The 23,446-nt window shown below is 45.4% G+C and carries 20 protein-coding genes and 1 tRNA gene; 11 read left to right on the top strand and 10 right to left on the bottom strand.

Translation table 11 applies throughout. The features are described from left to right. Window positions 1-34 precede the first annotated feature (34 nt). From FEM55_RS18845 to FEM55_RS18835, 3 genes are all read right to left on the bottom strand, one after another. Window positions 35-1,330, bottom strand: a complete 1,296-nt coding sequence (locus FEM55_RS18845; RefSeq protein WP_138282938.1) for an adenylosuccinate synthase — start codon at window positions 1,328-1,330, stop codon at window positions 35-37. Between the two features lie 78 nt (window positions 1,331-1,408). Continuing rightward, window positions 1,409-1,912, bottom strand: coding sequence for a Fur family transcriptional regulator (locus FEM55_RS18840; RefSeq protein ID WP_138282937.1), 504 nt, complete (start codon window positions 1,910-1,912; stop codon window positions 1,409-1,411). 126 nt (window positions 1,913-2,038) lie between these two features. After that, the gene (locus tag FEM55_RS18835) at window positions 2,039-4,330 is read right to left on the bottom strand and encodes a RelA/SpoT family protein (protein WP_138282936.1); all 2,292 of its coding nucleotides are present in this window, start codon (window positions 4,328-4,330) and stop codon (window positions 2,039-2,041) included. 169 nt (window positions 4,331-4,499) lie between these two features. Here FEM55_RS18835 and FEM55_RS18830 point away from each other — a divergent pair. Beyond that, window positions 4,500-4,581, top strand: a tRNA-Leu gene (locus tag FEM55_RS18830). Window positions 4,582-4,742: 161 nt separating this feature from the next. Beyond that, window positions 4,743-6,092 carry a trigger factor gene (tig, locus tag FEM55_RS18825; protein ID WP_138282935.1) on the top strand — a complete coding sequence of 450 codons (1,350 nt, stop codon included), beginning with the start codon at window positions 4,743-4,745 and terminating at the stop codon, window positions 6,090-6,092. 63 nt (window positions 6,093-6,155) lie between these two features. On the opposite strand, the gene FEM55_RS18820 is transcribed toward tig, so the two are convergent. Then, on the bottom strand, window positions 6,156-6,533 hold the full coding sequence (locus tag FEM55_RS18820) for a helix-turn-helix domain-containing protein (protein WP_138282934.1): 378 nt from the start codon (window positions 6,531-6,533) through the stop codon (window positions 6,156-6,158). A 244-nt stretch (window positions 6,534-6,777) separates the two neighbouring features. Here FEM55_RS18820 and FEM55_RS18815 point away from each other — a divergent pair, with 244 nt between their 5' ends. The 4 genes from FEM55_RS18815 (at window position 6,778) to FEM55_RS18800 (ending at window position 11,339) form a co-directional block, all read left to right on the top strand. Continuing rightward, a complete protein-coding gene (locus tag FEM55_RS18815; RefSeq protein ID WP_138282933.1) occupies window positions 6,778-7,452 on the top strand; it encodes a ClpP family protease in 675 nt (224 codons plus the stop codon). Between the two features lie 347 nt (window positions 7,453-7,799). Further along, window positions 7,800-9,044 carry an ATP-dependent Clp protease ATP-binding subunit ClpX gene (gene clpX, locus FEM55_RS18810; RefSeq protein ID WP_138282932.1) on the top strand — a complete coding sequence of 415 codons (1,245 nt, stop codon included), beginning with the start codon at window positions 7,800-7,802 and terminating at the stop codon, window positions 9,042-9,044. 195 nt (window positions 9,045-9,239) lie between these two features. Continuing rightward, complete coding sequence (locus FEM55_RS18805) at window positions 9,240-10,199, top strand: 1-phosphofructokinase family hexose kinase (RefSeq protein ID WP_138282931.1); 960 nt, start codon at window positions 9,240-9,242, stop codon at window positions 10,197-10,199. A 78-nt stretch (window positions 10,200-10,277) separates the two neighbouring features. Further along, window positions 10,278-11,339, top strand: coding sequence for an NHL repeat-containing protein (locus tag FEM55_RS18800; RefSeq protein ID WP_138282930.1), 1,062 nt, complete (start codon window positions 10,278-10,280; stop codon window positions 11,337-11,339). A 17-nt stretch (window positions 11,340-11,356) separates the two neighbouring features. Here the strand turns inward: FEM55_RS18800 and FEM55_RS18795 are convergent, their stop codons facing one another. Continuing rightward, entirely contained in the window at window positions 11,357-12,085 is a 729-nt protein-coding gene (locus FEM55_RS18795; RefSeq protein ID WP_138282929.1) for a hypothetical protein, read from the bottom strand. Between the two features lie 311 nt (window positions 12,086-12,396). Between FEM55_RS18795 and FEM55_RS18790 the strand changes: the two genes are divergently transcribed. Together FEM55_RS18790 and FEM55_RS18785 are read left to right on the top strand one after the other, a co-directional pair. Continuing rightward, the gene (locus FEM55_RS18790; RefSeq protein WP_229209332.1) at window positions 12,397-14,628 is read left to right on the top strand and encodes a TonB-dependent receptor; all 2,232 of its coding nucleotides are present in this window, start codon (window positions 12,397-12,399) and stop codon (window positions 14,626-14,628) included. A 28-nt stretch (window positions 14,629-14,656) separates the two neighbouring features. Then, a complete protein-coding gene (locus tag FEM55_RS18785) occupies window positions 14,657-15,211 on the top strand; it encodes a hypothetical protein (protein WP_138282927.1) in 555 nt (184 codons plus the stop codon). Between the two features lie 6 nt (window positions 15,212-15,217). On the opposite strand, the gene FEM55_RS18780 is transcribed toward FEM55_RS18785, so the two are convergent. Then, on the bottom strand, window positions 15,218-15,631 hold the full coding sequence (locus FEM55_RS18780) for a Fur family transcriptional regulator (protein ID WP_138282926.1): 414 nt from the start codon (window positions 15,629-15,631) through the stop codon (window positions 15,218-15,220). Between the two features lie 183 nt (window positions 15,632-15,814). Between FEM55_RS18780 and FEM55_RS18775 the strand changes: the two genes are divergently transcribed. Beyond that, window positions 15,815-16,210, top strand: a complete 396-nt coding sequence (locus FEM55_RS18775; protein ID WP_138282925.1) for a MerC domain-containing protein — start codon at window positions 15,815-15,817, stop codon at window positions 16,208-16,210. 6 nt (window positions 16,211-16,216) lie between these two features. Here the strand turns inward: FEM55_RS18775 and FEM55_RS18770 are convergent, their stop codons facing one another. Further along, complete coding sequence (locus FEM55_RS18770) at window positions 16,217-17,467, bottom strand: serine hydrolase (protein ID WP_138282924.1); 1,251 nt, start codon at window positions 17,465-17,467, stop codon at window positions 16,217-16,219. A gap of 114 nt (window positions 17,468-17,581) precedes the next feature. Between FEM55_RS18770 and FEM55_RS18765 the strand changes: the two genes are divergently transcribed. Both FEM55_RS18765 and FEM55_RS18760 read left to right on the top strand, forming a co-directional pair. Beyond that, window positions 17,582-19,300, top strand: coding sequence for an IlvD/Edd family dehydratase (locus FEM55_RS18765; RefSeq protein WP_138282923.1), 1,719 nt, complete (start codon window positions 17,582-17,584; stop codon window positions 19,298-19,300). A gap of 54 nt (window positions 19,301-19,354) precedes the next feature. Then, window positions 19,355-20,149 carry an SDR family NAD(P)-dependent oxidoreductase gene (locus tag FEM55_RS18760; protein ID WP_138282922.1) on the top strand — a complete coding sequence of 265 codons (795 nt, stop codon included), beginning with the start codon at window positions 19,355-19,357 and terminating at the stop codon, window positions 20,147-20,149. A 1-nt stretch (window position 20,150) separates the two neighbouring features. Here the strand turns inward: FEM55_RS18760 and FEM55_RS18755 are convergent, their stop codons facing one another. From FEM55_RS18755 to glmS, 3 genes are all read right to left on the bottom strand, one after another. Further along, window positions 20,151-20,867 (bottom strand): hypothetical protein, encoded by a 717-nt coding sequence (locus FEM55_RS18755; RefSeq protein WP_138282921.1) that lies wholly within the window; start codon window positions 20,865-20,867, stop codon window positions 20,151-20,153. A 75-nt stretch (window positions 20,868-20,942) separates the two neighbouring features. Continuing rightward, complete coding sequence (gene gldD / locus FEM55_RS18750; protein WP_138282920.1) at window positions 20,943-21,536, bottom strand: gliding motility lipoprotein GldD; 594 nt, start codon at window positions 21,534-21,536, stop codon at window positions 20,943-20,945. Window positions 21,537-21,597: 61 nt separating this feature from the next. Beyond that, window positions 21,598-23,436: a glutamine--fructose-6-phosphate transaminase (isomerizing) gene (gene glmS, locus FEM55_RS18745; RefSeq protein WP_138282919.1), complete on the bottom strand. Its 1,839-nt coding sequence runs from the start codon at window positions 23,434-23,436 to the stop codon at window positions 21,598-21,600. Window positions 23,437-23,446: the final 10 nt, after the last annotated feature.

Raw genomic sequence — 23,446 nt, 5'->3', positions numbered from 1 at the left:
GAATATGAATCCGTTTCGGTATTTACTCCGGTACTTAACTTAAAAGTGCAGAAGTTTCGCGGCTGATGAGCGCTTCTCTGTCCGGGCCGGTCGAAATAAACGTAATCGGCAGTTTAAGCTCTTCTTCCAGGAATTTCACGTAAGCCATTAATGCATCCGGGATTGCTTCAAAATCGTGAATGCCGTCCAGCGATTGCTGCCATCCTGCAAATTCTTTGTAAACAGGCGTGACAGTTTCATCGCACAAGTCATACGGAAGATGATTCGTAAGTGATCCGTCCGGCAAGCGGTAATCCGTACAAACCTTGATGGAATCAAAAATGGTGAGAACGTCCACTTTCATCATGATCAGCTGTGTAACACCGTTGATCATAATGGCATATTTCAGTGCAGGAAGATCCAGCCAGCCGCAGCGGCGGGGACGACCCGTTGTAGCACCGAACTCACGTCCTTCCTGACGCATTTTTTCACCGGTTTCCTCCAGCAGTTCCGTTGGAAAAGGCCCGCTTCCGACACGGGTACAATAAGCTTTGAAAATCCCGAAAACCTCTCCTACCTGACTTGGCGCGATTCCAAGACCTGTACATGCGCCTGCCGTCATGGTTGTGGAACTGGTCACAAACGGATACGAACCGAAATCAATGTCAAGCAAAGAGCCTTGTGCTCCTTCTGCCAGAACCGTTTTACCTTCTGTCAGTGCATCATTAACTACATATTCGCTGTCTACAAGTGTAAACTGCTTCATGAATTCAATTGCTGCGAAGAAGTTTTCTTCTGCTGCCGGTAACAGATCAGCGTAATCAAAAGAATAAAAATCAAGAATTACTTTATGCGCATCAACGAGTTTTTTGTACTTGTCTGCAAATCGCGGTGATAAAATATCGCCTACTCTGAGGCCCAATCTCGCTATTTTATCCTGATAAGTCGGTCCGATGCCACGCAGCGTTGAACCGATTTTGGAATCGCCTTTGGAACGTTCGTAGGCAGCATCCAGCAAGGCATGCGTCGGAAGGATCAATGACGCCTTTTTTGACACAAAGAGATTGCTGATCAGGTCCAGATTATATTTGGCGAGATTGTCGATTTCCCTTTTGAACACGATCGGATCCAGCACAACGCCGTTACCGATGATATTCTGGATATCACTACGAAAAATTCCGGAAGGAATCTGATGTAAAACGTGCTTGATACCGTCAAATTCAAGTGTATGCCCTGCATTCGGGCCACCCTGAAACCGGGCTACGACCTGATAACGTGGTGCAAGTACATCCACAATTTTACCTTTTCCCTCGTCTCCCCACTGAAGACCAAGTAATACGTCAACTTTCATTCAATTTTTGATTACTGAAATAAATATGGTAAGGTTGGAACGACCTGAAATAAGCAGTCTGTTCCGGTATGAATCCGTTTATCTGTCCTCGTAAACTGCCGTCGGCTCCTTGGAAATCTCGTTCCTGTTCTGGCAGTTTTCTTTGGTGCAGTTTCCGTAAAAAATCAGAGAGTGATGCATCACGCTGAAATTCAGCATTTCACCAACCATGTTCTGAATAGATTGAATCCTTGGATCGCAGAATTCCATTACTTTATGACAATCCGTACAAATCAGGTGATCGTGCTGCTTGTTGCCGTATGATTTTTCAAACTGTGCCAGGTTTTTACCGAACTGGTGTTTGGTAACCAAGTCACAATCAACCAGGACGTCAAGCGTATTGTAAACAGTTGCACGACTGACCCGGTAGCGTTTGTTTTTCATGCTGATGTAAAGTTCATCCACATCAAAATGATCTTCCCGGGTATAAATCTCCTCCAATATCGCAAAACGCTCAGGCGTTTTACGAAGTCCCTTGTTTTCCAGGTAAGCCGTCAGGATTTTCTTTGCGGCTTCAAAATTCGGTTTGCTGGCTTGTGGCATATCTTTAATATTCTTGCGCGAAAATACGCTTTTTTACTTAAATCACAGTTACTTCGACAGTCTTCCTGTTACTGCCTTACCGGTAACAATTCATAAACACGGCAGAAACAGAATCGTTCAAAGAAGCTACTTGGCATTCAGATTCGTATCGAAACGCTGCACATTGTACACGCCTTCTACTTCTTCCAGTTTATTGATCAGCATGTCCAGGTGCATGGTATCCTGCACATAAAGCTTGATATCGCCTTTAAAAACGCCGTCTTTGGTATCAATCGTCAGTCCCCGCATATTGATGTGCAGCTCATTGGAAATAATCCTTGTCACGTCATTGACAAGCCCTACGCGGTCAGTTCCGGAAAGGTAAAGACCGGCCAGAAATGCTTCTTCTTTTCCGGATTCCCATTTTGCCTTGATAATGCGGTTTACATGCTTGGACATCAGCTCCGCAGCGTTCGGACAAGTGGTTCTATGAATTTTGATGCCTTCGTTGATCGTTACAAAACCGAAAACGTCGTCACCGGCAATCGGATTGCAGCATTGGGCCAGTTTGTAATCAATTTTGTCCATGTCGTCGCCGATCAGAAGCGTGTCGCTGTCAGCACGGTCGCCATGAATGTGTTTCAGGTATTTGGTGAGCGTTTTTCCGTCGCTTGCAGGCGCCTGTGCGGCATTTGCAGCAGCATTGTTATCCGAGACTTTTCGTTCCTTTGCCTCTTTGTCTTTCTTGAACCTTTTTAATTCGTCGAGATGGATATACCCTTTTCCGATCCGGTAAAAAAAGTCGGCAGCCGTTTTACATTCAAAGAAAGCCCGCAGCTGATTGGTTACTTCGGCATTAAGGTCTATGCCGAGCACTTTCAGCTTTTTCTCGACCATTTGCCTTCCGTCCGTTTCGTGACGGCGGTTGTCTTCTTTCAGAAAATCCTTGATTCTGGCCCTTGCCTTGGAAGTGACGACGATACGAAGCCAGTCTTCATTGGGTTTTTGCTTGCTGCTCGTAATGATCTCGATCTGATCGCCGTTGTTCAGCACATAACTGATCGGAACCAGAATCCCGCCCACTTTTGCCGCCATGCAGTGCGCACCGACTTCCGAGTGAATATCAAAGGCAAAATCCAGCGCGGTTGAGCCGCTCTGCAGTACTTTCAGTTCTCCTTTGGGCGTAAAAACAAAAACTTCCTCATTGAAAAGATTGCTCCGGAATTCATCCAGAAATTCAATGGCTGCCGTTTTGTCGCCGAAACCGTTTTCCAGCGTTTCCCGTACCTGCGTAATCCATTGTTCAATGTTGCCGCGCACTTTGGTATCGTTGCCTTTGTATTTCCAGTGTGCCGCATAGCCTTTTTCCGCAATCTCGTCCATGCGTGTCGTACGGATCTGCACTTCCACCCACTGTCCGCTTTTGCTCATCACCGTCGAGTGCAGCGATTGGTATCCGTTGGCGCGCGGCGTGCTTAGAAAGTCTTTCAAACGGTCCGGATTGGGCTTGTAATGATCCGTTACGATCGAGTATGCCTGCCAGCAGATTGCCTTTTCACGGTCATTTTCAGCTGTGGATTCCAGCACGATCCGGATGGCAAAAAGGTCATATATTTCCTCAAAGGGCTTGTTCTGCTTGCGCATCTTATTCCAGATGGAATAAATGGATTTCGGACGGCCTTTCAGGATAAAATTCAGTCCGGCAGATTCCAGATCCTGCGCAATCGGCTCCATGAATTTGGCGATAAACCGGTCACGAATGCCTTTTGTTTCCCGTAATTTTCTGGCAATCGCGCGGTATTCCTGCGGTTCGGTGTATTTGAGGTACAGTTCTTCCAGTTCGGATTTGATGCTGTACAATCCGAGCCTGTGCGCCAGCGGGGCATAGATAAAAATCGTTTCGGAAGCGATCTTCAGCTGTTTGTCGCGCGGCATGCTGTCCAGCGTCCGCATATTATGCAGCCTGTCCGCCAGTTTTACCAGAATAACCCTTACGTCGTCCGAAAGCGTAAGCAGCATTTTCCGGAAATTTTCCGCCTGCTGGGAAGTTCCGTATTCAAACCTGCCTGAAATTTTGGTCAGGCCGTCAATGATTTTGGCTACTTTCTTACCGAAAAGACGTTCGATATCCTCAATGCGCATGTCGGTATCCTCGACAACGTCATGAAGCAATGCCGCCACGATGCCCGTCGTACCCAGCCCGATTTCTTCCACGACAATCTGGGCAACGGCCAGCGGATGATAAATGTATGGTTCTCCCGACCGGCGGCGCATGTCTTTATGCGCATCGACGGAAGTGTAAAAAGCTTTTTTGATTAATTTCGCATCATTATCCTTTAAAAAAGGTTTTGCTGTCCGTAACAATCTACGGTATTTCTTAAGAATATCCTTTCGCTCCTGCTCCAGATCAATGGTGAGGGATTCAACGAGTTGCTCCACTTCTTTATTTAATTAGTATGCTTCACCAAAATAACAAATTTTAGTGACATTCTTCAATATCATTTTACCAAAAGATAAAATTTTTAAAAAAACTTGCATGTATATAAAAAATTAAAATACCTTTGCACTCCCAATTCAACGATAGGCGTTGCAAAAAGGAAATAAGCAAGCGGGCGTGGCGGAACTGGTAGACGTGCTAGACTTAGGATCTAGTGCCGCAAGGCGTGGGGGTTCGATTCCCTCCGCCCGTACAAATAACAAGGGAATGACGGGGCGTCAGATTCCTGTTTTTTCAGAAAAATGGATTGCTCCGTAGTAAAACCCGTCAAATGCCCTCAGGACATCGTTTTGAGGGCATTTTTATTTTTTCTGTTAATCTAAAAGGTACTTACCAATATATCACAAGCGACTCATGGAAGTTTTGTTAGAAAAAAATTCACCTACATTAGCCTCTCTCAAAGTAACGCTAACCAAGGATGATTATCAGCCAAAAGTTGATAAAACCATAAAGGATTATTCTAAACGCGTTAATTTGAAAGGATTTCGCCCGGGAAAAGTACCGTCACATGTCATTCAGCGCATGTATGGAAAAAGCATTCTGGTTGATGAGGTCAACAGTCTTCTGAGCAACGCGGTAAGCAACTACATCAGAGAAAACAAACTGCAGGTCGTAGGCGACCCGGTTCCAGACCGCGATAAAGCCGAAGCTGTAAACTGGGACAATCCGAATGGTTTTGAGTTCAGCTATAACCTGGGCGTTGCTTCCGATTTTGAAGTAAACCTGAGCGAACTTCCGGCAGTAAAGCGTTACACAATTCATGTTGACGATAATGAGCTGACCAAAACAATCGACAGCCTGCGTGAAAGATTTGCTGAAAATGCACATCCGGAAACAAGCGAAGCCGGTGATATGGTCTTCGGGGAACTGAAACAGGAATCGTCTGAATTTACGACACGTACCGCCATTCCTACCAAACAGGTAAAAGAAGAAAGCCAGGCTAAATTCATAGGCATCAAAAAAGGCGATGTCATTACTTTCGATATTCAGGATACTTTCGTTGACGAAGCAGCGATTGCACATGTAACCGGCAAGAAAAAAGAAGATATCGAAACGCTTTCGGGAGAATATACGCTGATCGTCGAAGATATTACGCGTCAGGAACCGTCAGAAATCAATCAGGAATTTTTCGACAAAGTTCTGGGGCCGGGCCAGGTTGAAAACGAAGAGCAATTCAACGAGAAAGTACTGGAAATTATAAAAAGCAACTACGAACGCGAAACGGAAGCATTGCTCCGCCGCGACATCGAGCAGGCTTTACTGAACAGCATTTCCATTGATCTTCCGGGCGAGTTCCTGAAAGATTGGCTGGAACGCACCAATGAAGGCAAATTTACCCGTGAGCAAATTGAAGAACAATTTGAAGATTTCCAGAAATCTTTGAAACTGAGCCTGATCAAAAACAAGATTGCCGACAAGGAAAGCGTAAAGGTTGAGTATCCTGAAATTCTGGACTTCACACGCGAAATGGTAAAAGGCCAGTTTGGCATCTACGGCGACGACGACAACATGAAAGAAACCATTGACCGCGTTGCGCAAGGCTATTTGGCCGACAAGGAACGTGACAATTATACCAACGTTTTCAATCAGGTTTTCGATAATAAAATTCTGGATCTGATCCGCAGTCAGGTTGCTACCGATGAACAGACTATCGAAATCAGCGAATTTGAGAAACTGGCCAAAGGAGAAACTACAGAAGCTTGATCTGAGTATTTATAAAAACTTTTTTTTCACCGTCCCGGATTCAAATTCGGGGCGGTGTTTTTTTTAGAAGCCGATCCGTTCGCGCTGCTGCCCTATTTCCCGTATCATTCCTTCTCCGAACCATTGCCTGAATTTCAGTTTCCATTGTTCCAGTTCATGCTGTAACCTGCTGTTTGCAGCCAGAAGCCTTGTATTTTCCTGGCGCAGCCATTCGGTTTCCGACATCGTTGCGGATTCTAGGCCGAGCAGTCCGGACAACGGAACATCGAGTAACCGGGCAATATTTTCAAGACGGGAAACCGACAGTTCCGTGCGGCCTCTTTCCAGGTCGCCGTATGCCGTTGTGGACAATCCGAGCATATCAGCCATATTTTCCTGAGAAAGGCCTTTTTGCAATCGGATCTGACGGATTCTTTCGGATAAATGAGATGCAATATTCATAGCATATCTGTATTTTACTGTTTCAGGACAATTTGTTACACAATGTAATGACATCTTTTACAGGTGACTGTCGCAATTTTCGATAATTTATCACCAGCATTGACAAGGATTATTCAATGATTTAGTCAATTTTGTAAAAGTCAAAGAATAAATGCACATCATTAATGTATAGAAACTAACCTATATTGCTTTTTGTTCTTTCAGTCATTTACCTATTAAATGTAAATTAAATTAAAGTTTATTCATGAACTACGGAAATGAATTTAGAAAATATGCCGTTCATCACCTTGGCATGAACGGTCTTACAGTGGACGGTTACGTAAACCATACAGTTGAAAACATGACCCGTTCGGTCATTGAAGAGCGCCCGATGAACTTCCGTGAAGTGGACGTATTTTCACGCCTTATGGCCGACCGCATTATATTTATGGGAACCGGAGTGGATGACAATATTGCCAATATTATTGTTGCCCAGCTTCTTTTTCTCGAATCTGCAGATGCCAAAAAAGATATTCTGATGTATATAAACAGCCCGGGCGGTTCTGTTTACGCAGGTTTGGGTATTTATGATACCATGCAGTATGTACGTCCGGACGTTGCAACAGTTTGTACGAGCCTTGCGGCATCCATGGGCGCTGTATTGCTGGCGGGCGGTGCTGCCGGCAAGCGTTCCGCGCTTCCGCATGCCCGTGTAATGATTCACCAGCCATCCGGCGGAGCGCAGGGAACTTCGGTAGATATCGAAATTACAACGCGTGAAATTGTAAAGCTGCGTCACGAACTGTATGAAATCCTGGCACATCATACCGGACAAACGCCTGAGCAGATCGGCCTGGATTCGGACCGTGACAAATGGCTGCGTGCGATTGAAGCGAAAGAATACGGACTGATCGACGAAGTATTGACAAGAGATAAATAATGCGAATTTATTGAAAATAAAAACCGTCCTGTTGCTTCGGAACAGGACGGTTTTTATTTTGTGGCTTGTACGGTATTTGGTAAGCCGGTTAAAAAGTTGGAAATTTGTACAAAGGCAAATTAAGTTATAGCATATAACAATAACCAAAAAGTTATTCTGTTTTCAGTCTAAGCACCAAAAATCATTTATATCAAACGGGTTTTTTGAGAATCACTTTAATATAAATGAAAAACTATGAGGCGGATTTTGAAACATTAATTTTCGTCTTCTTGTTAACATGATTTTCCGGCCAGGCTATTTTCTGCAAAGGTGAAACGGAAAAATTAATAACTGTTTATATCGAATCAATGGCACAAGTAAGTTGTTCGTTCTGCGGACGTAAGAAAAACGAAGTAGATTTATTACTCTCCGGAATAGATGCACATATTTGTAATCACTGCATTGCACAGGGACATCAGGTAATTAGTGAGGAGTTAGGATCAAAGGAGGATAAAAAAGAAAAGAAAACAAAGCTGCCCAAGCTTAAACCGATCCCGCCTGCTGAAATCAAGCATTTTCTCGAACAATATGTAATCGGACAGGACGAAGCAAAGCGTTCGCTGGCTGTTGCGGTCTATAATCACTACAAACGCCTGAACCAGCTTCATACGGATGACGATGTGGTGATAGAAAAATCAAATATCATTATGGTGGGCGAAACCGGAACCGGGAAAACGTATCTTGCCAAATCTATCGCACGCATTCTTCAGGTTCCTTTTTGCGTTGCGGATGCAACGGTTGTTACGGAAGCCGGTTATGTCGGAGAAGATGTTGAAACCATTCTTACGCGTTTGCTGCAGGCAGCAGATTATAACGTGGAAGCAGCTGAAAGAGGAATCGTTTACATTGACGAGATTGATAAAATTGCCCGTAAATCGGACAATCCTTCGATTACGCGTGATGTCAGCGGTGAAGGTGTGCAGCAGGCTTTGCTCAAATTACTGGAAGGTTCAATTGTGAACGTTCCGCCTCAGGGTGGCCGCAAGCATCCGGATCAGAAAATGATTACACTGAACACGGAGAATATTCTTTTCATCTGCGGCGGTGCTTTTGACGGAATCGAGCGCCATATCGGAAAACGGATCAACACGCGTCCGATCGGTTTTTCCGGCGACAACAGAATCATTGAAATATTTGATAAAGGCAATCTGATGCGCTATGTAACAGCCATGGACCTTAAATCTTTCGGATTGATTCCTGAGCTGATCGGCCGACTTCCGGTACTTACACATTTGAACCCGCTGGATCGTGAAACACTTCGCCGCATCCTTACAGAGCCTAAAAATGCTTTGGTAAAACAATACAGCAAGTTGTTCGCGATGGAAGGTATTACGTTACATTTCGAAGAGGAAGTTCTGGACTTTATTGTGGATCAGGCAATGAGCTACAAACTCGGCGCACGCGGATTGCGTTCCATCTGCGAATCCATTATGACGGATGCCATGTTTGACCTTCCTTCGCAGAAAGACATCAAAGAATTTACGCTTTCGCTGGATTACGCAAAAGACAAGTTTGAAAAGTCGTCCATGTCGCTTCTCCGGTCTGTTGCTTAATCAGCTCGTTTTACAACAAAAGCCCTCTGTATTTGGTAGATAAATACAGAGGGCTTTTGTTTTACGCAGCAATTTTTCGGGTTACCAATTGCATTGTTCCGTGAAGAATTCGTAATGAAAGCTGTAAAAACAGTTTTTTTTATTTTATTAGCGTAATTTCATCCTATTAACCTGCGAACAGATAACTTTATTTTTATGGCTACCGGACCCATTGTAACGCTTACAATAAATCCTGCTCTTGACAAAAGTTCCAATGTAGCACGCATTGTGCCTGACAATAAACTTCGTTGTGACGCACCGAATTTTGAAGCTGGCGGCGGCGGGATCAACGTGGCGAAGGCCATTCACCGGCTGGGCGGAAATCCTGTTGCCATTTTTACCATCGGTGGCCCGACCGGCCACAGGCTTCACAAGCTCGTTAAAGCCGAGGGCGTCGGAACGATGGTGATTGAAACCAAGCAATGGACAAGAGAAAACTTTCATGTACTGGAAACCAGTACCGGCTTTCAGTACCGGTTCGGAATGCCGGGCACTGAAATGATGCCGACTGAAGTCCGCTCTATTCTGGAAACTATGGAAGAGCTTGATCCGAAACCTGCCTATATCATTGCCAGCGGCAGCCTTCCACCCGGCGTACCCGCAGATTTTTATGGTGAAATTGCCAAAATCGCGCATAAACAGGGAGCAAAATTCATAGCCGACACTTCCGGAGATGCACTGAGGTATGCCACAGAAGCGGGCGTATACTTGCTGAAACCGAATATTACAGAACTTAGTGAACTTGTAGGCGTTGACAAGCTGGAAATGGACGAAGTGGACGATGCTGCCCGCGCATTGATTATCAGAGGCCAATGTGAAGTCGTTGTCGTTTCCATGGGTGCCATGGGTGCCATGCTCGTAACCGAAGATCAGGTGGAGCACATTCCTGCGCCTCCGGTTCAGCCCAAAAGTACGGTGGGTGCGGGCGACAGCATGCTTGCAGGCATAATCTGGACACTTTATCAAGGCAAATCTTTCCGGGAAGCTGTACGTATGGGCGTTGCCTGCGGAACAGCTGCAACCATGAATGCCGGCAGTGAATTGTTTAAAATGCAGGATGTAAACAGATTGATGGATTGGCTGAACCGCTATGGAAAACGTTATTCTGCAAGTTAAAACCGGAATAATGAAAATTCCGCTGCATTGCAAATAGTAAGAAAAAGTATGTCATGTCTTTTGTAAAAAAGATTTTTTATGGCAGAAAAACAATCCCGTCGTCATTTTTCCAAAATAGCAGCACTTACCGCTGCCGCCGTAACGTTCAAGCCATTCTATATTCTGAAAGCAAAACCAAAACCGGACGGTGAAACCATTGGCCACGGATCTTACCAATATAAGGTTCATCAGGGCTGGGGAAATCTGGATGCTTCCAAATTCCCTGTCAATAACTGTCATGAGATGGTTCAGGACAGTAAGGGAAGGCTGATTATGGTAGGCGACGAGATCAAAAACAATATTCTGGTTTATGATCGTTCGGGCAAGCTGCTTGAATCCTGGGGACATGAGTTTCCGGGCGGCCACGGGCTTACGTTATGGAATGCAAACGGAGAAGAATTTCTGTTTATCTGCGATCCGAATATCGGAAAAGTCTTTAAAACCGATCTGAAAGGTAAAATCCTGCTGACCATAGAACATCCTTCAAAGGTTGGCGCATACAAGGAAAGCGATGCTTTCAAGCCTACAGAAAGTGCGATCGGGCCCGACGGAACCATTTATGTTGCCGACGGGTATGGTTCCCAATGGATTTTGAGATATACGCCAAAAGGTGAATTCATAGACAAATTCGGCGGTTCAGGCGATTTGGATGCACAATTTTCAACAGCGCATGGAATTGCCATTGATTACCGTGACAAATCCAATCCGACGCTCTTAATAACCTCGAGAGCACATAATGCATTCAAGCGGTTTACGCTGGACGGCAAATATCTGAGTACTATTTTTCTGCCGGGCGCTTTTGTATGCCGGCCGGTTTTTAAAGGAGAGCAGCTCTTTGCCGGTGTCTGCTGGTCCAGACTGCGCTATTTGAATCAGACTCCGAACTCGGGTTTTGTAACGATTCTGGACAAAAATAACAAGGTCATTTCCAATCCCGGCGGAACCCAACCGGAATACAGAAACGGAGAATTGCAGCTCATGCTTCAGGAAAAGCCGATTTTTATGCATTGTCACGACGTCTGTGTCGACACAGACGAAAACATCTACGTTTGCCAGTGGAATGCAAAGAAAACATATCCGGTAAAACTGGAACGAGTCTGAATTCCTTTAACTCACCATTATTCCTTGACAACCCTGATCGTCACAAAATTGACGATCATCGTAACAATCATCAAAATTGAATAAGCTGGACCGATCGGAATTTGAGGAACAAGCCAGGAAACGCCAATCAGAAATACTACAAATCCGTAACTCGCGAGTAAAAGTCCGTGCAATACCCGGCTTGCCGCATCGGCGCCGCGCTGTGCATGTGTAAAAACAGCCAGCGTAGAAGTCATGATCGGGAAAGGCGTTAAAATTCCGCTCCAAGTCGGGCCGAGATAATCCGCGGCCTGCGTCAGCAAAACGACAAAAAACGTAGCCACAAGCATCCTTAACGGAATGTCGTACAAAGGCTGCTTTTTTGTTTCTGTTACAGGCCGGGATTTCGGAAAGAAATAAAGGACAAATGTAAGCACAAGCAAATTCAGGCCGGCAGCTGCGGGCAGTGAAACCGTACGTCCAAGAGATAAAAAGGCAACGGCAAAAAATGCTGCATAGCTGATCAAAACCGTCGGCAGCCAGGAAAACCTGGAAGCTACAAGCGCATAAACCAGTGCAAACAATGTGGTTCCGATGGATCCCAGCAAAGCGGAAGTGACGGTGGAAGCAGCAAACAATGCGCCGTGCTCCAAGGCAATAAAAAAGGAAATCGGGCCTGCAACCCATGGAAATCCGCCGATCAATCCGCCAATTCCCTCGCCCCACTTTCGGACTGCCAGCGTTACGCCTGCAATCAGCGGCGGCATTAAAACGATTTTTGCAATAAGAAGATCAGACAAAGCAGGAAAAAGGAAACGCCTAATAATGGACAAAGTTAAGTTTCAGGCGCCAGATTGGACTTAAAATAACAAAATACTTCAGAATTCTTCTTGCAACATAGTTGCAATGATTGTATGTTTGCAACATTGTAACATACATTAGAATGAGTTTTCCCGGCATCTCAACTGTAAAGACCAAATGTAAATTATTTAACAAGCTTGTATACAGCTTCTTACTGATTTTATTTTCGGTTTCCGTCTTTGGGCAAAACAGCAATTGCGCCTGCTTTGTAAAAGGTGTGGTCAGAGACAAACATTCCAGCCAGCCGGTAATTGGCGCAACCGTTTTAATCATCGGACAAAACAGCGGGGTTTTTACAGATGAAAAAGGCCGTTATGAATTGCGTGATCTGTGTCCCGGAACGTATACGCTGGAATGTAGGATTGTCGGTTATAGCGCGTTCAGGCAGACCATTGATCTGACATCCGGCCATATTGAAGACTTCAGTCTTCAGGAACAGGAAATTCATTTGAAAGATGTTGAAATAACAGCGCACCGTTCAGATACTCCTGCTTCGCAGCCCCTGAGTACGATCAGTGGAAACGAGCTTGAAAATACAAGAGGCAAAAGTCTGGCCGAAAGCCTGAAAGGATTGCCCGGCGTAACTTCATTACAAACCGGATCTTCCATTTCCAAACCGGTCATTCACGGGCTACACAGTAACCGCGTTCTGATCATGAACAACGGCGTGCGGCAGGAAGGCCAGCAATGGGGCTCGGAACATGCGCCCGAAATTGATCCGTTTATAGCAACGCGGCTTTCGGTTGTAAAAGGCGCTGCAGGCGTACGTTACGGTTCGGATGCAATCGGCGGCGTCATTCTGGTGGAACCTGAAGAACTTCCTTTTGACAAACCGCTGAGCAGTGAACTGAATACCGTCGGTTTTTCAAACGGCCGTCAGGGTGTTTTGTCGGGAACTGTGCAGGGCGGCATAAAAACGCTCAAAGGTTTTGGCTGGCGGGCGCAGGGAACAATCAAGAAAAGCGGAAATATCAGAACGCCGGACTATTATCTGGATAATACCGGAACCAATGAAAACAACTTCTCACTTGCAGCCGGTTACCGCAACAAAGGTTTTGGAATTGATTTGTTTTACAGCCGTTTTGACACAAAAATCGGTATTTTCTCCGGTTCTCATATTGGCAGCGTAACGGACTTGCTGAACGTTATCAAAAATGGAGAACCTTTTATAAAATCCGGTTTCAGCTACGCCATTGCAAGGCCAAACCAGAATGTTACGCATGACCTCATCAAAGCAGAAACGCATTATCATTTTCAGAACGGCAACAAAATTCAGTGGACTGCTGCACGGCAGATCAACAACCGGAACGAATATGATCTGCACCGTTCCAGAAATGATTCCATAGCGGCTTTGAACCATCCGGAGCTCACATTTAAATTATCCACGCTGACCAATGATATCGTCTGGGATCATAAACCCATTGCCGGGAAACTGGCCGGACAAGTGGGCGTAAGTACATTGTATCAGTACAATCTGATGAGCGGAAGGCCGTTGATTCCTAATTTTAACCAGTTCAATATCGGTGTTTTCTGGATGGAAAGACTGGTTAAAAACAGCTGGGAACTGGAAGCAGGCGTACGGTACGATTACCGCAAACTGAAAACATACCGGATTGTCAGCAAGGAAAAATTATCGGACGACTTTGATTTTAAAAACTTTTCAGGAACGCTCGGCGCAACAAAGAATTTTTCAGGACGTCTTTCTGCAAGATTAAACGCCGGAACGGCATGGCGGGCACCGAATGTAAGCGAGCTTTTCAGCGACGGTGTGCATCACGGAGCCGCAGCTTATGAAAAAGGCGATGCTTCCTTACAGCCTGAAATGGCCGTTAATACAATCGGAAGTGTAAAGTATGCCGGCGAAAGACTGACTTTTGAAGTTGGCGGATATTATAATTTTATCTCGGATTATATTTATCTGAAACCGCAACCGGAACCGATTCTGACGATCCGGGGCGCTTTTCCTTATTTCAAATACACGCAAACGGACGCGACTTTCAAAGGAGTGGATGTTTCCGCAAGCTGGAAATTTGTTAAAACGACGACTTTCAGCAGCAAGCTGAGTTATCTTCAGGCATATGACCGCCGCAATGATAATTACCTCGTCATGATTCCGGCAAACCGGATTGATAATCAGCTGAAATACGATCTGCCGGATTTTGGAAACTGGCATCAGACTTATATTTCGGCAGGAAATTTATTTGTAGCAAGACAAAAACGGGTTCCTGCGGAAAGTGATTTTGCACCACCGCCCAAAGCTTACTCAATCTGGACCATCCAGGCCGGCTCGTCCATACAGCTTTCAAACAAACATCAGCTTGAAACGGGCATTACCGTTCAGAACCTGTTCAATACAGCTTACCGGGATTACCTGAACCGCTTCCGTTACTATGCTGACGAAATGGGCCGGAATATATCCATACGCTTCAAATACAGTTTCGGAGCTTAAGAATCTTAACCAAATATAAACCTTGATTATGAAAATGAACCAAAAACGGACGTTGGCTTTGCTTTTATTCACAGCATTGACTTTTACCCAATGCAAAGATGCAGGAGAAAACGTGGAGCCTGATGATGAAAATGAACTGATTACAACGATTACTCTAAAATTTGCAGAAAAAGGAACGACTACGGTAAATACATTTTCCTACAAGGATACAGACGGCGACGGCGGCAATGCTCCGGTCCAGTTTGACACTATTTTGCTGAAACCGAATACGGCTTACACGCTGACAGTAGAAATGAAGGATGAAAGTAAAACGCCGGCCGAAGACGTTACTGAAGAAATTCAGGAAAAAGCGGAGGAGCATCTGCTGATTTACACGCCTGCTCCTGCTACCCTGCTTACTTATACTTACGGCGATAAAGATGCCAACAATTTCAACATTGGACTGAAAGGCGAGGCGCTTACAGGTGCAGCCGGAACCGGCAAGCTAAAAGTACAGCTTCGTCACCAGCCAGGCACCAAAAACGGTTCAGCTGTGCCGGGAAGCGATGACGTAAACCTTGATTTTACGTTAACTGTTAAATAATGGCAGCTACGATTTGCATTTCGGGCAGGTTCCCTGAATCAGCAAATTAAAGTTTTCCGGTATGTAACCTTCCGGCAGTTTCACGGCAGGAATGTGCAGGTTTTCGATGCAGTTGGTTTCGCCGCATTCATTGCATTTGAAGTGAATATGATCGTGCTGATGCTTTTCCTCCGAGCAGCTCTGTGAACAAAGCGCATAACGCAAGCCTTCATCATCAAGGACTTTATGTATAATCCCTTTTTCCAGAAAAGTTTTCAGCGTACGGTAAATCGTCACACGATCATAATTTTCGCCCAGCATTCCTTCCAGGTCACCGTGCGAAAGGGCATTCTTTTTGCTTATAAATGTTGAAAGTACATCTTCCCGGCAAGTTGTCGTGCGAAGCTGATGTCCTTTAAGCATTTCTCTTAATTGTTCCATTGTTTAAAACAAATAGTTACTTGTGTGGTGACTATAAAACCTTTCCGGCCAAAGTTAAGTTCTAAGTTCGGAACTTTCGGATCTTTAACAAAGGTTAAAAGTAAAGGCAAAAATAAAATATCTTGCAACCCTGTTGCATGTTGAAACCTAAAACCTTATTTTTGCAACATGATTGTATCTGGTATGAAAGCAACACACTCACATGGCAAGGCCGACTATTTTGGAATTCTGGGTTCTGTATTGTGCATCATACATTGCCTGATTATGCCTGCACTGGCATTCGGCTCCGGTTTCCTGCAGAAGTTTCATACGCATGAAGGCTTGCTTTCTCTGGATTACCTGTTTATAATCGTGAACGGCATTGCGGTTTACTATGCCACGCGCGATCATAAATCCTTGCCGGTTCGCATATTGCTCTGGGGTGCTTTGGCCTTATTTTCTGTTTCGCTGATACTGGAAAGTTATAGCCCGGTTTTTACCTGGCTCAGTTATGCGGGTTCGGCCTTACTGATTATCGGCCATCTTATTAATATCTACATTTGCCAGATTGCGCCGAGACTGAAATTCAGGGTTTCCTGAGATTTTCTATTTATCATATTCCACTTCATACCGGCTTAAATCGGGCCTCACCGTTCTTTTGCGGTTCAGTTCATATTCAAAGATCGTCTTTCCCAGATTGACCATAAAAGGAAAACCTTTGCTGTCGTACTCGTATTTGTCGTCGTTGAAAATCTGGTCTTCATTGCAGTAAATAACGGCTGTCAGCATGAATTCAATTCCTTTTTCAAAATCAGCGATGTAAGCATTGTCGAGCAAATAGCCGTATGCGTCACCGGATTTGTTGAATAGCCGGATATGCCTTGGCAAACGCGTTTTTGTTGCGCCAAAAAGCAGGAACTTTACATATCCGTCGTAATAATCATCCGTGTAACTCGCAGGAAAACTCGTTTCCACCGGAAATTGAGACATATACTGATATATAAACCGGTAATCTTCACTGGTTAAATTGAAGCGTTGTTCAACGGGAACCTGTTCAGGAAAAATAATGGCCTGCAAAAGCCGGTGCTGCTCTGCAAGTGCAAAATAGTTTTTAGAGGAAAAGTCAAAAGGTTCATTAATCAGTTCTCCGTTTTTTATATATCCTTTGCCTCTCAGAACGGGCTTTTCAGATTTGTAATCTTTACTGCAATACTGCGCCGGCTGCTCATAAACTACTTTTCCATCCTTTTCAAACCGGACCGGATTGGTATATCTGTTTTCTTCAGCACTGAGCGGCGATTCCAGCCGGTGCAGAATCCTTACATTGGTGTAGCCTTTTTGATGCAGGGATGCATTATATTCCTCTTGTCCGATGAATTCATAAAGACGGTTAAAGGCATCGTTATCGCTTGCAAGCAGTATTTTCTTTGCATAATGCGCTACCGAAGGCAAGCCGTTTTCCGATGACGTATCCTTTGAAACTGCCGTTTGTTCAGGCCTGTCGGCCCGTGTAATCATCGGCGTGTACTTGTCAATTCCAAGACGGTTCAACTTGTCGAGTGCCAGAACTACTGCCGATAATTTCACTGTACTGGCAGGATAAAAATAGTTGGAGCTGTTGACACGATAGCCATGCGTTGTTAAATGCGGCTCGTTTTTCTTGTTGCGGTCAATGCGGGTGTAAAGAATCTGAACCTGGTATTTTTCAGGGTTATCAAGAATTTCGGAGAATCTTTCAGGATGTTTTTTTAACAATCTTTCAATAAAATTGTCATTCTGGTACTGAGCGGACGAAGGCAATGCAAACAGCTGTAAAAGCAAGTAAAGCAACAATTTATAATCTCTCTTCAAAATCATGGACAATCCCGGGCACGTGCAAAACGAATATACAATTTTTATTTTAAAGGGTTGCCGGAATTATATTTTACTGCTGTTGGCCTTTACTTATTTACATGTAAACGATGGCAACTAATGGGAGAAAATAAGTTACGCAGCCGCGGCTGGTTTGGCAAATCAGGAAAAGACGGATTTATATACAGGGCATGGATGAAAAATCAGGGTTATCCTGCGGATGAATTTGACGGAAGACCCGTGATCGGAATATGCAATACTTTTTCAGAGCTAACGCCTTGCAACGGGCATTTTCGTGAACTTGCAGAATCTGTAAAGCGCGGCGTCTGGGAAGCCGGCGGTTTTCCGCTCGAATTTCCTGTGATGTCGCTGGGAGAAACCTTGATCAAGCCAACGGCCATGCTTTACCGCAACCTGGCCAGTATGGATGTGGAAGAATCGATTCGTGCCAATCCGATTGACGGCGTTGTGCTGCTTTGCGGATGTGACAAAACAACTCCTTCGCTCGTCATGGGCGCCGCAAGCGTAGACATTCCGACGATTGTCGTTTCGGGCGGCCCGATGCTCACCGGCAGATACCGCGGAACAAACATCGGCACAAGCGATGTGTGGCGGTTCAGTGAAATGTACCGGAAAGGTGAAATATCGCAGGAAGAACTCACAACGGCAGAAGCCTGCATGTGCAGAAGCAACGGACATTGCGCCGTGATGGGAACGGCTTCTACAATGGCCTGTATGGTGGAGTCGCTTGGGCTCACTTTGCCCGAAAATGCAGCAATTCCTGCTGCGGATTCCCGCCGAAAAGTACTTGCCCATTTATCCGGAAGAAGGATTGTCCAGATGGTAAATGAAGACCTGCGCATGTCGCAGATCCTGACCAAAGAAGCTTTCGAGAATGCCATTATGCTGAATGCCGCCATCGGAGGTTCTACCAATTTTGTAATCCATTTGCTGGCCATTGCCGGAAGGATCGGCGTGGATCTTTCGCTGGATCATTTCAATGACCTTTGCGCCAAAATTCCGCTGCTGCTGAACCTTCAGCCGTCGGGCGGCTATTTTATGGAGGACTTTTACTATGCCGGCGGCCTGCCCGTTGTGATCAAGGAAATGATCAGTCTTCTGCATAAAGATGTCATTACGGTAAATGGAAAAACCATGGCCGAAAACAGCAGTACGGCAGAATGCTACAATCCGGAAGTAATTGCAACGCTTGAAGAACCCGTAAAAAACCTGACGGGTCTGGCGGTTGTAAGAGGAAATCTTTGTGAGCACGGAGCTGTTATCAAACCTTCCGCGTCGTTAAATCCTGCATTGATGAAGCACCGCGGAAGAGCTGTTGTTTTTGAAGATATTGATGATTACAAACACCGGCTTGACGATCCGGATCTCGATGTGGACGAAAACTGCATTCTCGTACTTAAAAACGTAGGCCCGAAAGGTTATCCCGGCATGCCGGAAGTCGGAAATATGTCACTTCCCAAGAAAATCCTGGCAAAAGGAATTGTGGACATGATCCGCATTTCGGACGGACGCATGAGCGGTACGGGTTTTGGAACAGTTGTTTTGCATGTTTCCCCGGAGGCAGCGGTAGGCGGAACGCTCGCGCTTGTACAGGATGGAGATATCATTGAGCTGGATGTTGAAAACAGAAAACTGAACCTGGAAGTCTCCGATGAAGAACTGAACAACCGGCGGGCATACTGGAAACCGCTGGATATGGGATATAGCCGCGGCTACGTTAACCTTCATATAAACCATGTAATGCAGGCGCACGAAGGTGCAGATCTGGACTTCCTGCGGGGCGGTTCGGGCGATAAAGTTACAAGAGATTCACACTAGCAGGTTTTCCGGGATGCATAAGGCATCCTGGAAAGTTTAAAACATAAAGCAAAAATGAATAGCCACTTATTTGATAATCAGGCTGCCATTGTTACCGGTGCCGGTCAGGGAATCGGGTTCGAAATTGCCAAGCAACTTTCCTGCCAGGGCGCATGTGTTATCCTGAATGACGCCAATGAAACGCTGGCAGCCGATGCTGCACGCAAGATCCGCGACAAAGGTGGCGAATGCATTGCTTTTGCCGGAGACGCATCCAAGCAGGATGTAATAGATGCCATGGTGGATGAAGCCATGCGCTGCTTTGGAAAACTGACGATTACCGTTGCCAATGCAGGCATTACGCTGTTCGGGGACTTCTTTGAATACCCGGCGGAAAACCTGAAAAAAGTACTGGAAGTAAATCTGATGGGTTCATTCCTGCTTACCCAAGCAGTAGCCCGGCAAATGCGGTCGCAAAAATCAGGCGGAAGAATCCTGCTGATGTCTTCAGTTGTCGGGCATCAGGCGCATCAGTTTCTGGGTGCGTATGCGATGACGAAAGCGGGCCTGGAAATGCTTGCCAAAAATCTGGTACTGGAACTTTCCCCGCATGGGATTACAATTAATACAGTAGCTCCGGGCGCAACGCTTACGGAACGGACACTTGCCGAAGATCCGGCTTATCCGAAAATCTGGTCCGCCATAACGCCCATGGGCCGGCCGGCCATTTGCGAAGATATTGCCAATGCAGCGCTGTTTCTGCTTTCACCGTTTTCAGGACATATTACCGGACAAAGCCTTGTTGTAGACGGCGGCTGGACTTCCGTAAGTCCTTTGCCGGATCTGAGCAGCCTGAATTCTGTTAAATAAGTTATTCTTCCAGGCCCTGGGAAAATAGCTGCGTCTCAAGATCGTCCATATTGCCTTCCTTGGAAACAAAGAGTTCACGCTGTCTGGAAGGAACGGCAGGCTTTACCTTTACAAAGCTGCGGTATTGTTCGTCCGTTATAATTTCCAGTGACAAAGCTCTCTTCAGAACAATTGCAAAAGGTACTTTAAAGAATCCGGCAATTTCTGCGGCCAAACTTGCCGGAATTCTGGAAATACCTGTACGAAAAAAGCTCTCCACTTCTTTAAACGGAAGCATGACATCAAAAATCAGCTTTTCGGAACGTTGCAGCAACGTTTCAGGGTTGGCATAAGAAGCATGCAGTCCAAGTGACACAGCCAGCAGATGAATGTGATAATTCCGTTCATGAATGTCCGCTGCCGCATTTACAAAAATCCAGCCTTTCCGATCAAAAATGGCAGAAAATCCTTTGAATACCGGATCTGCATCATGCATCTGAGCTATTTTGACAACCTCCGGATAAGGAAGTTTATGCCCGATCTGATTTAGAATATCCTGTGCATAGGAAATATCCGCAGCTTCACCGGCCGGCTCAATCATCCATTCGCCATTCACCAGACCTTCAAAAAGCCGGTTTCCCACTTGCTGGCTCCCGGTTTCTCCGAGATGCAGGACAATCCTGTCACCACGAACCGAATAATCGAGAAGCAGCTGGTTTTTTGGCGGTTTTCTTGGCATAATCTGTAAGGAAGCTGAGGTGCATGATATCAAAGATACATGCTTACAATTTTCACTGCAATATCGTTCCGGATTTTATCTCCATTCCAGCGTATTTAAAAGCTGAAGCATGTCTTTCTGCAGATAATCGATAACCGGAGCCAGCGAATCATTTTTTGTTGCAGTCGGGAAATAAATGGCGCCTCTTAAAAAATGCGTCGTGCTGTCTGTTATGTAAAATTGATAAGGGCTTGGAACATCTCCTTCTATTTTAAACAGCATTGCCATTTTTCCGCTTTGTGTCAGAACCCGCTGTTCCTGAATGGATGAAGCCCGGATCTGGTGTTTGCTTGTCAGTTTGTACGTATCATTTATAAAGTCGCTCAATCGTTTCGGATCGTTCCGGATTGTTTTGTAAGTCAGCTGAATACTGGCTTTGAACTGCGGGTAATTGATAAAAACCCAGTCTTTTTCCGCCATTGGAAAAGTATCCGGAACAACAACTGCATATTTCGAAAATTCGAAGCTGTAAGGATGTTCCTGCAAAAGCTTCTGATACTGATGCGCAGGGAGTTCGATCCGGTTATAGCCTTTTGGCTTCGGAGCATAACTTTGCTCCTCTTTTCCACACGAAAAAATAGTAACAGAAACAAAAAGGACAAGCAATAAAACGGAATGCTTTGATATCATGCTGAGTAACCGGTAAATGAGCGCCCAAAATTAACGAAAAGCATGCAACAATATTTTCCGCCTACTCTACCGTTACCGATTTTGCAAGATTTCTGGGCTGGTCTACATTTCTTCCGCGCATGACGGCAATGTAATAGGAAAGCAGCTGCAACGGAATCACCGAAACAAGCGGCGTCAGGATTTCATGCACTTCCGGAACTTCAATCACAAAATCGACCATTTCCGGAATCAAAGTATCTCCTTCCGTTACAATTGCAATAACCCGTCCTCTTCTTGCCTTCACTTCCTGAATGTTGGAAACGATCTTTTCATAGGAACTGTCTCTGGTTGCCAGAAACACAACGGGCATATCTTCATCAATCAATGCAATCGGCCCGTGCTTCATTTCGGCGGCGGGATAACCTTCTGCATGTATATAGGAAATTTCCTTCAGCTTAAGTGCTCCTTCCAGTGCTACGGGAAAATTAAAGCCGCGGCCGAGGTAAATAAAATTCCGTGCATAAGTAAAAATGTAAGCAATTTCCTTGATCCGGGAAGCATGCTCAAACACTTTTTCCACCTTGCCGGGTATGGCTTCAAGCGCTCCGAGCAACTGGCGGTAAGTTTCTTCCGAAATCGTATTTTTCCTTCTGGCGACGGCAATGGCGATCAAAGTAAGTACGGTTACCTGCGCCGTAAAAGCTTTTGTACTTGCCACGCCTATTTCCGGACCGGCATGTGTGTAAGCGCCTGCGTGCGTGGCGCGTGCAATAGAAGATCCGACCACATTGCATACTCCGAAAATCGTAGCTCCTTTTGATTTTGCAAGTTCAATGGCAGCAAGCGTGTCCGCAGTTTCTCCGGATTGTGAAATGGCTATCACCATGTCATTTTCCCTAATAACAGGATTGCGGTAACGGAACTCGGATGCATACTCCACTTCCACATTGATGCGTGCAAGTTCTTCAAACAGATATTCGGCCACGAGTCCGGCATGCCATGAAGTTCCGCAGCCTACCAGAATAATCCGCTCGGCACAGGCAAGTTTTTCCAGATAATTGTTGAGTCCGCCCAGTTGCAGATGCATGTCCGCTGCCCGGAGTCTTCCGCGCATGCTGTCCGCAATGGAACGGGGCTGTTCAAAAATTTCTTTGATCATGAAATGGTCATAACCGCCTTTTTCAATCGTATCCAGCTCCATTTCGAGCAGCTGTATGTAAGGAACCGTTTCTGTACTGTCCAGATTCCGGATGCTCAGTTTGCCCTGGTTTACGGTTGCTACTTCATAATCATCGAGATAAACCACATTTTTAGTATATTCAATAATCGGCGTAGCGTCAGAAGCAAAAAAATACTCGTTTTCACCAATGCCGATCACAAGCGGGCTGCCTTTCCGGGCTGCGATCAGCTGGCCGGGATGATCCGCAGACATGACAACAATGGCATAAGCACCTACTACTTCCTTTAAAGCCAGACGAACTGCGGCCTCGAGAGCGTTTCCGGTTTCCTGCTGAATGTCTTCAATGAAATGGATAAGAACTTCTGTATCGGTATCGCTGTGAAAAACGTGCCCTTTCTGCGTCAGGTTTTGCTTGATGGCCGCATAATTTTCAATAATTCCGTTATGGATAATGGCAAGTCTGCGGTTGTTGGAAAAATGAGGATGTGCATTGACATCATTAGGCTCGCCGTGTGTGGCCCAGCGCGTATGGCCGATTCCGGTCGTTGCGGAAAATGGCTTTTCAGAAAGCTGGCTTTCCAGATCGGCAACTTTTCCTTTTTTCTTGTAAATATTCAACTCGCCATTTTCGAGCAGCGCAATTCCTGAACTGTCATAACCACGGTATTCGAGTCTTTTCAGACCTTTCAGGATCAGATGGCACGCTTCTCTGCTGCCGGTGTAAGCTACAATTCCGCACATATTTGAAGTT

This window comes from Dyadobacter sediminis (assembly GCF_005860765.1).
In the GTDB taxonomy this organism is placed as follows: domain Bacteria; phylum Bacteroidota; class Bacteroidia; order Cytophagales; family Spirosomataceae; genus Dyadobacter; species Dyadobacter sediminis.
The sequence above is the reverse complement of the archived record's forward strand: the minus strand, read 5'-3'. Positions and strand labels throughout refer to the sequence as shown.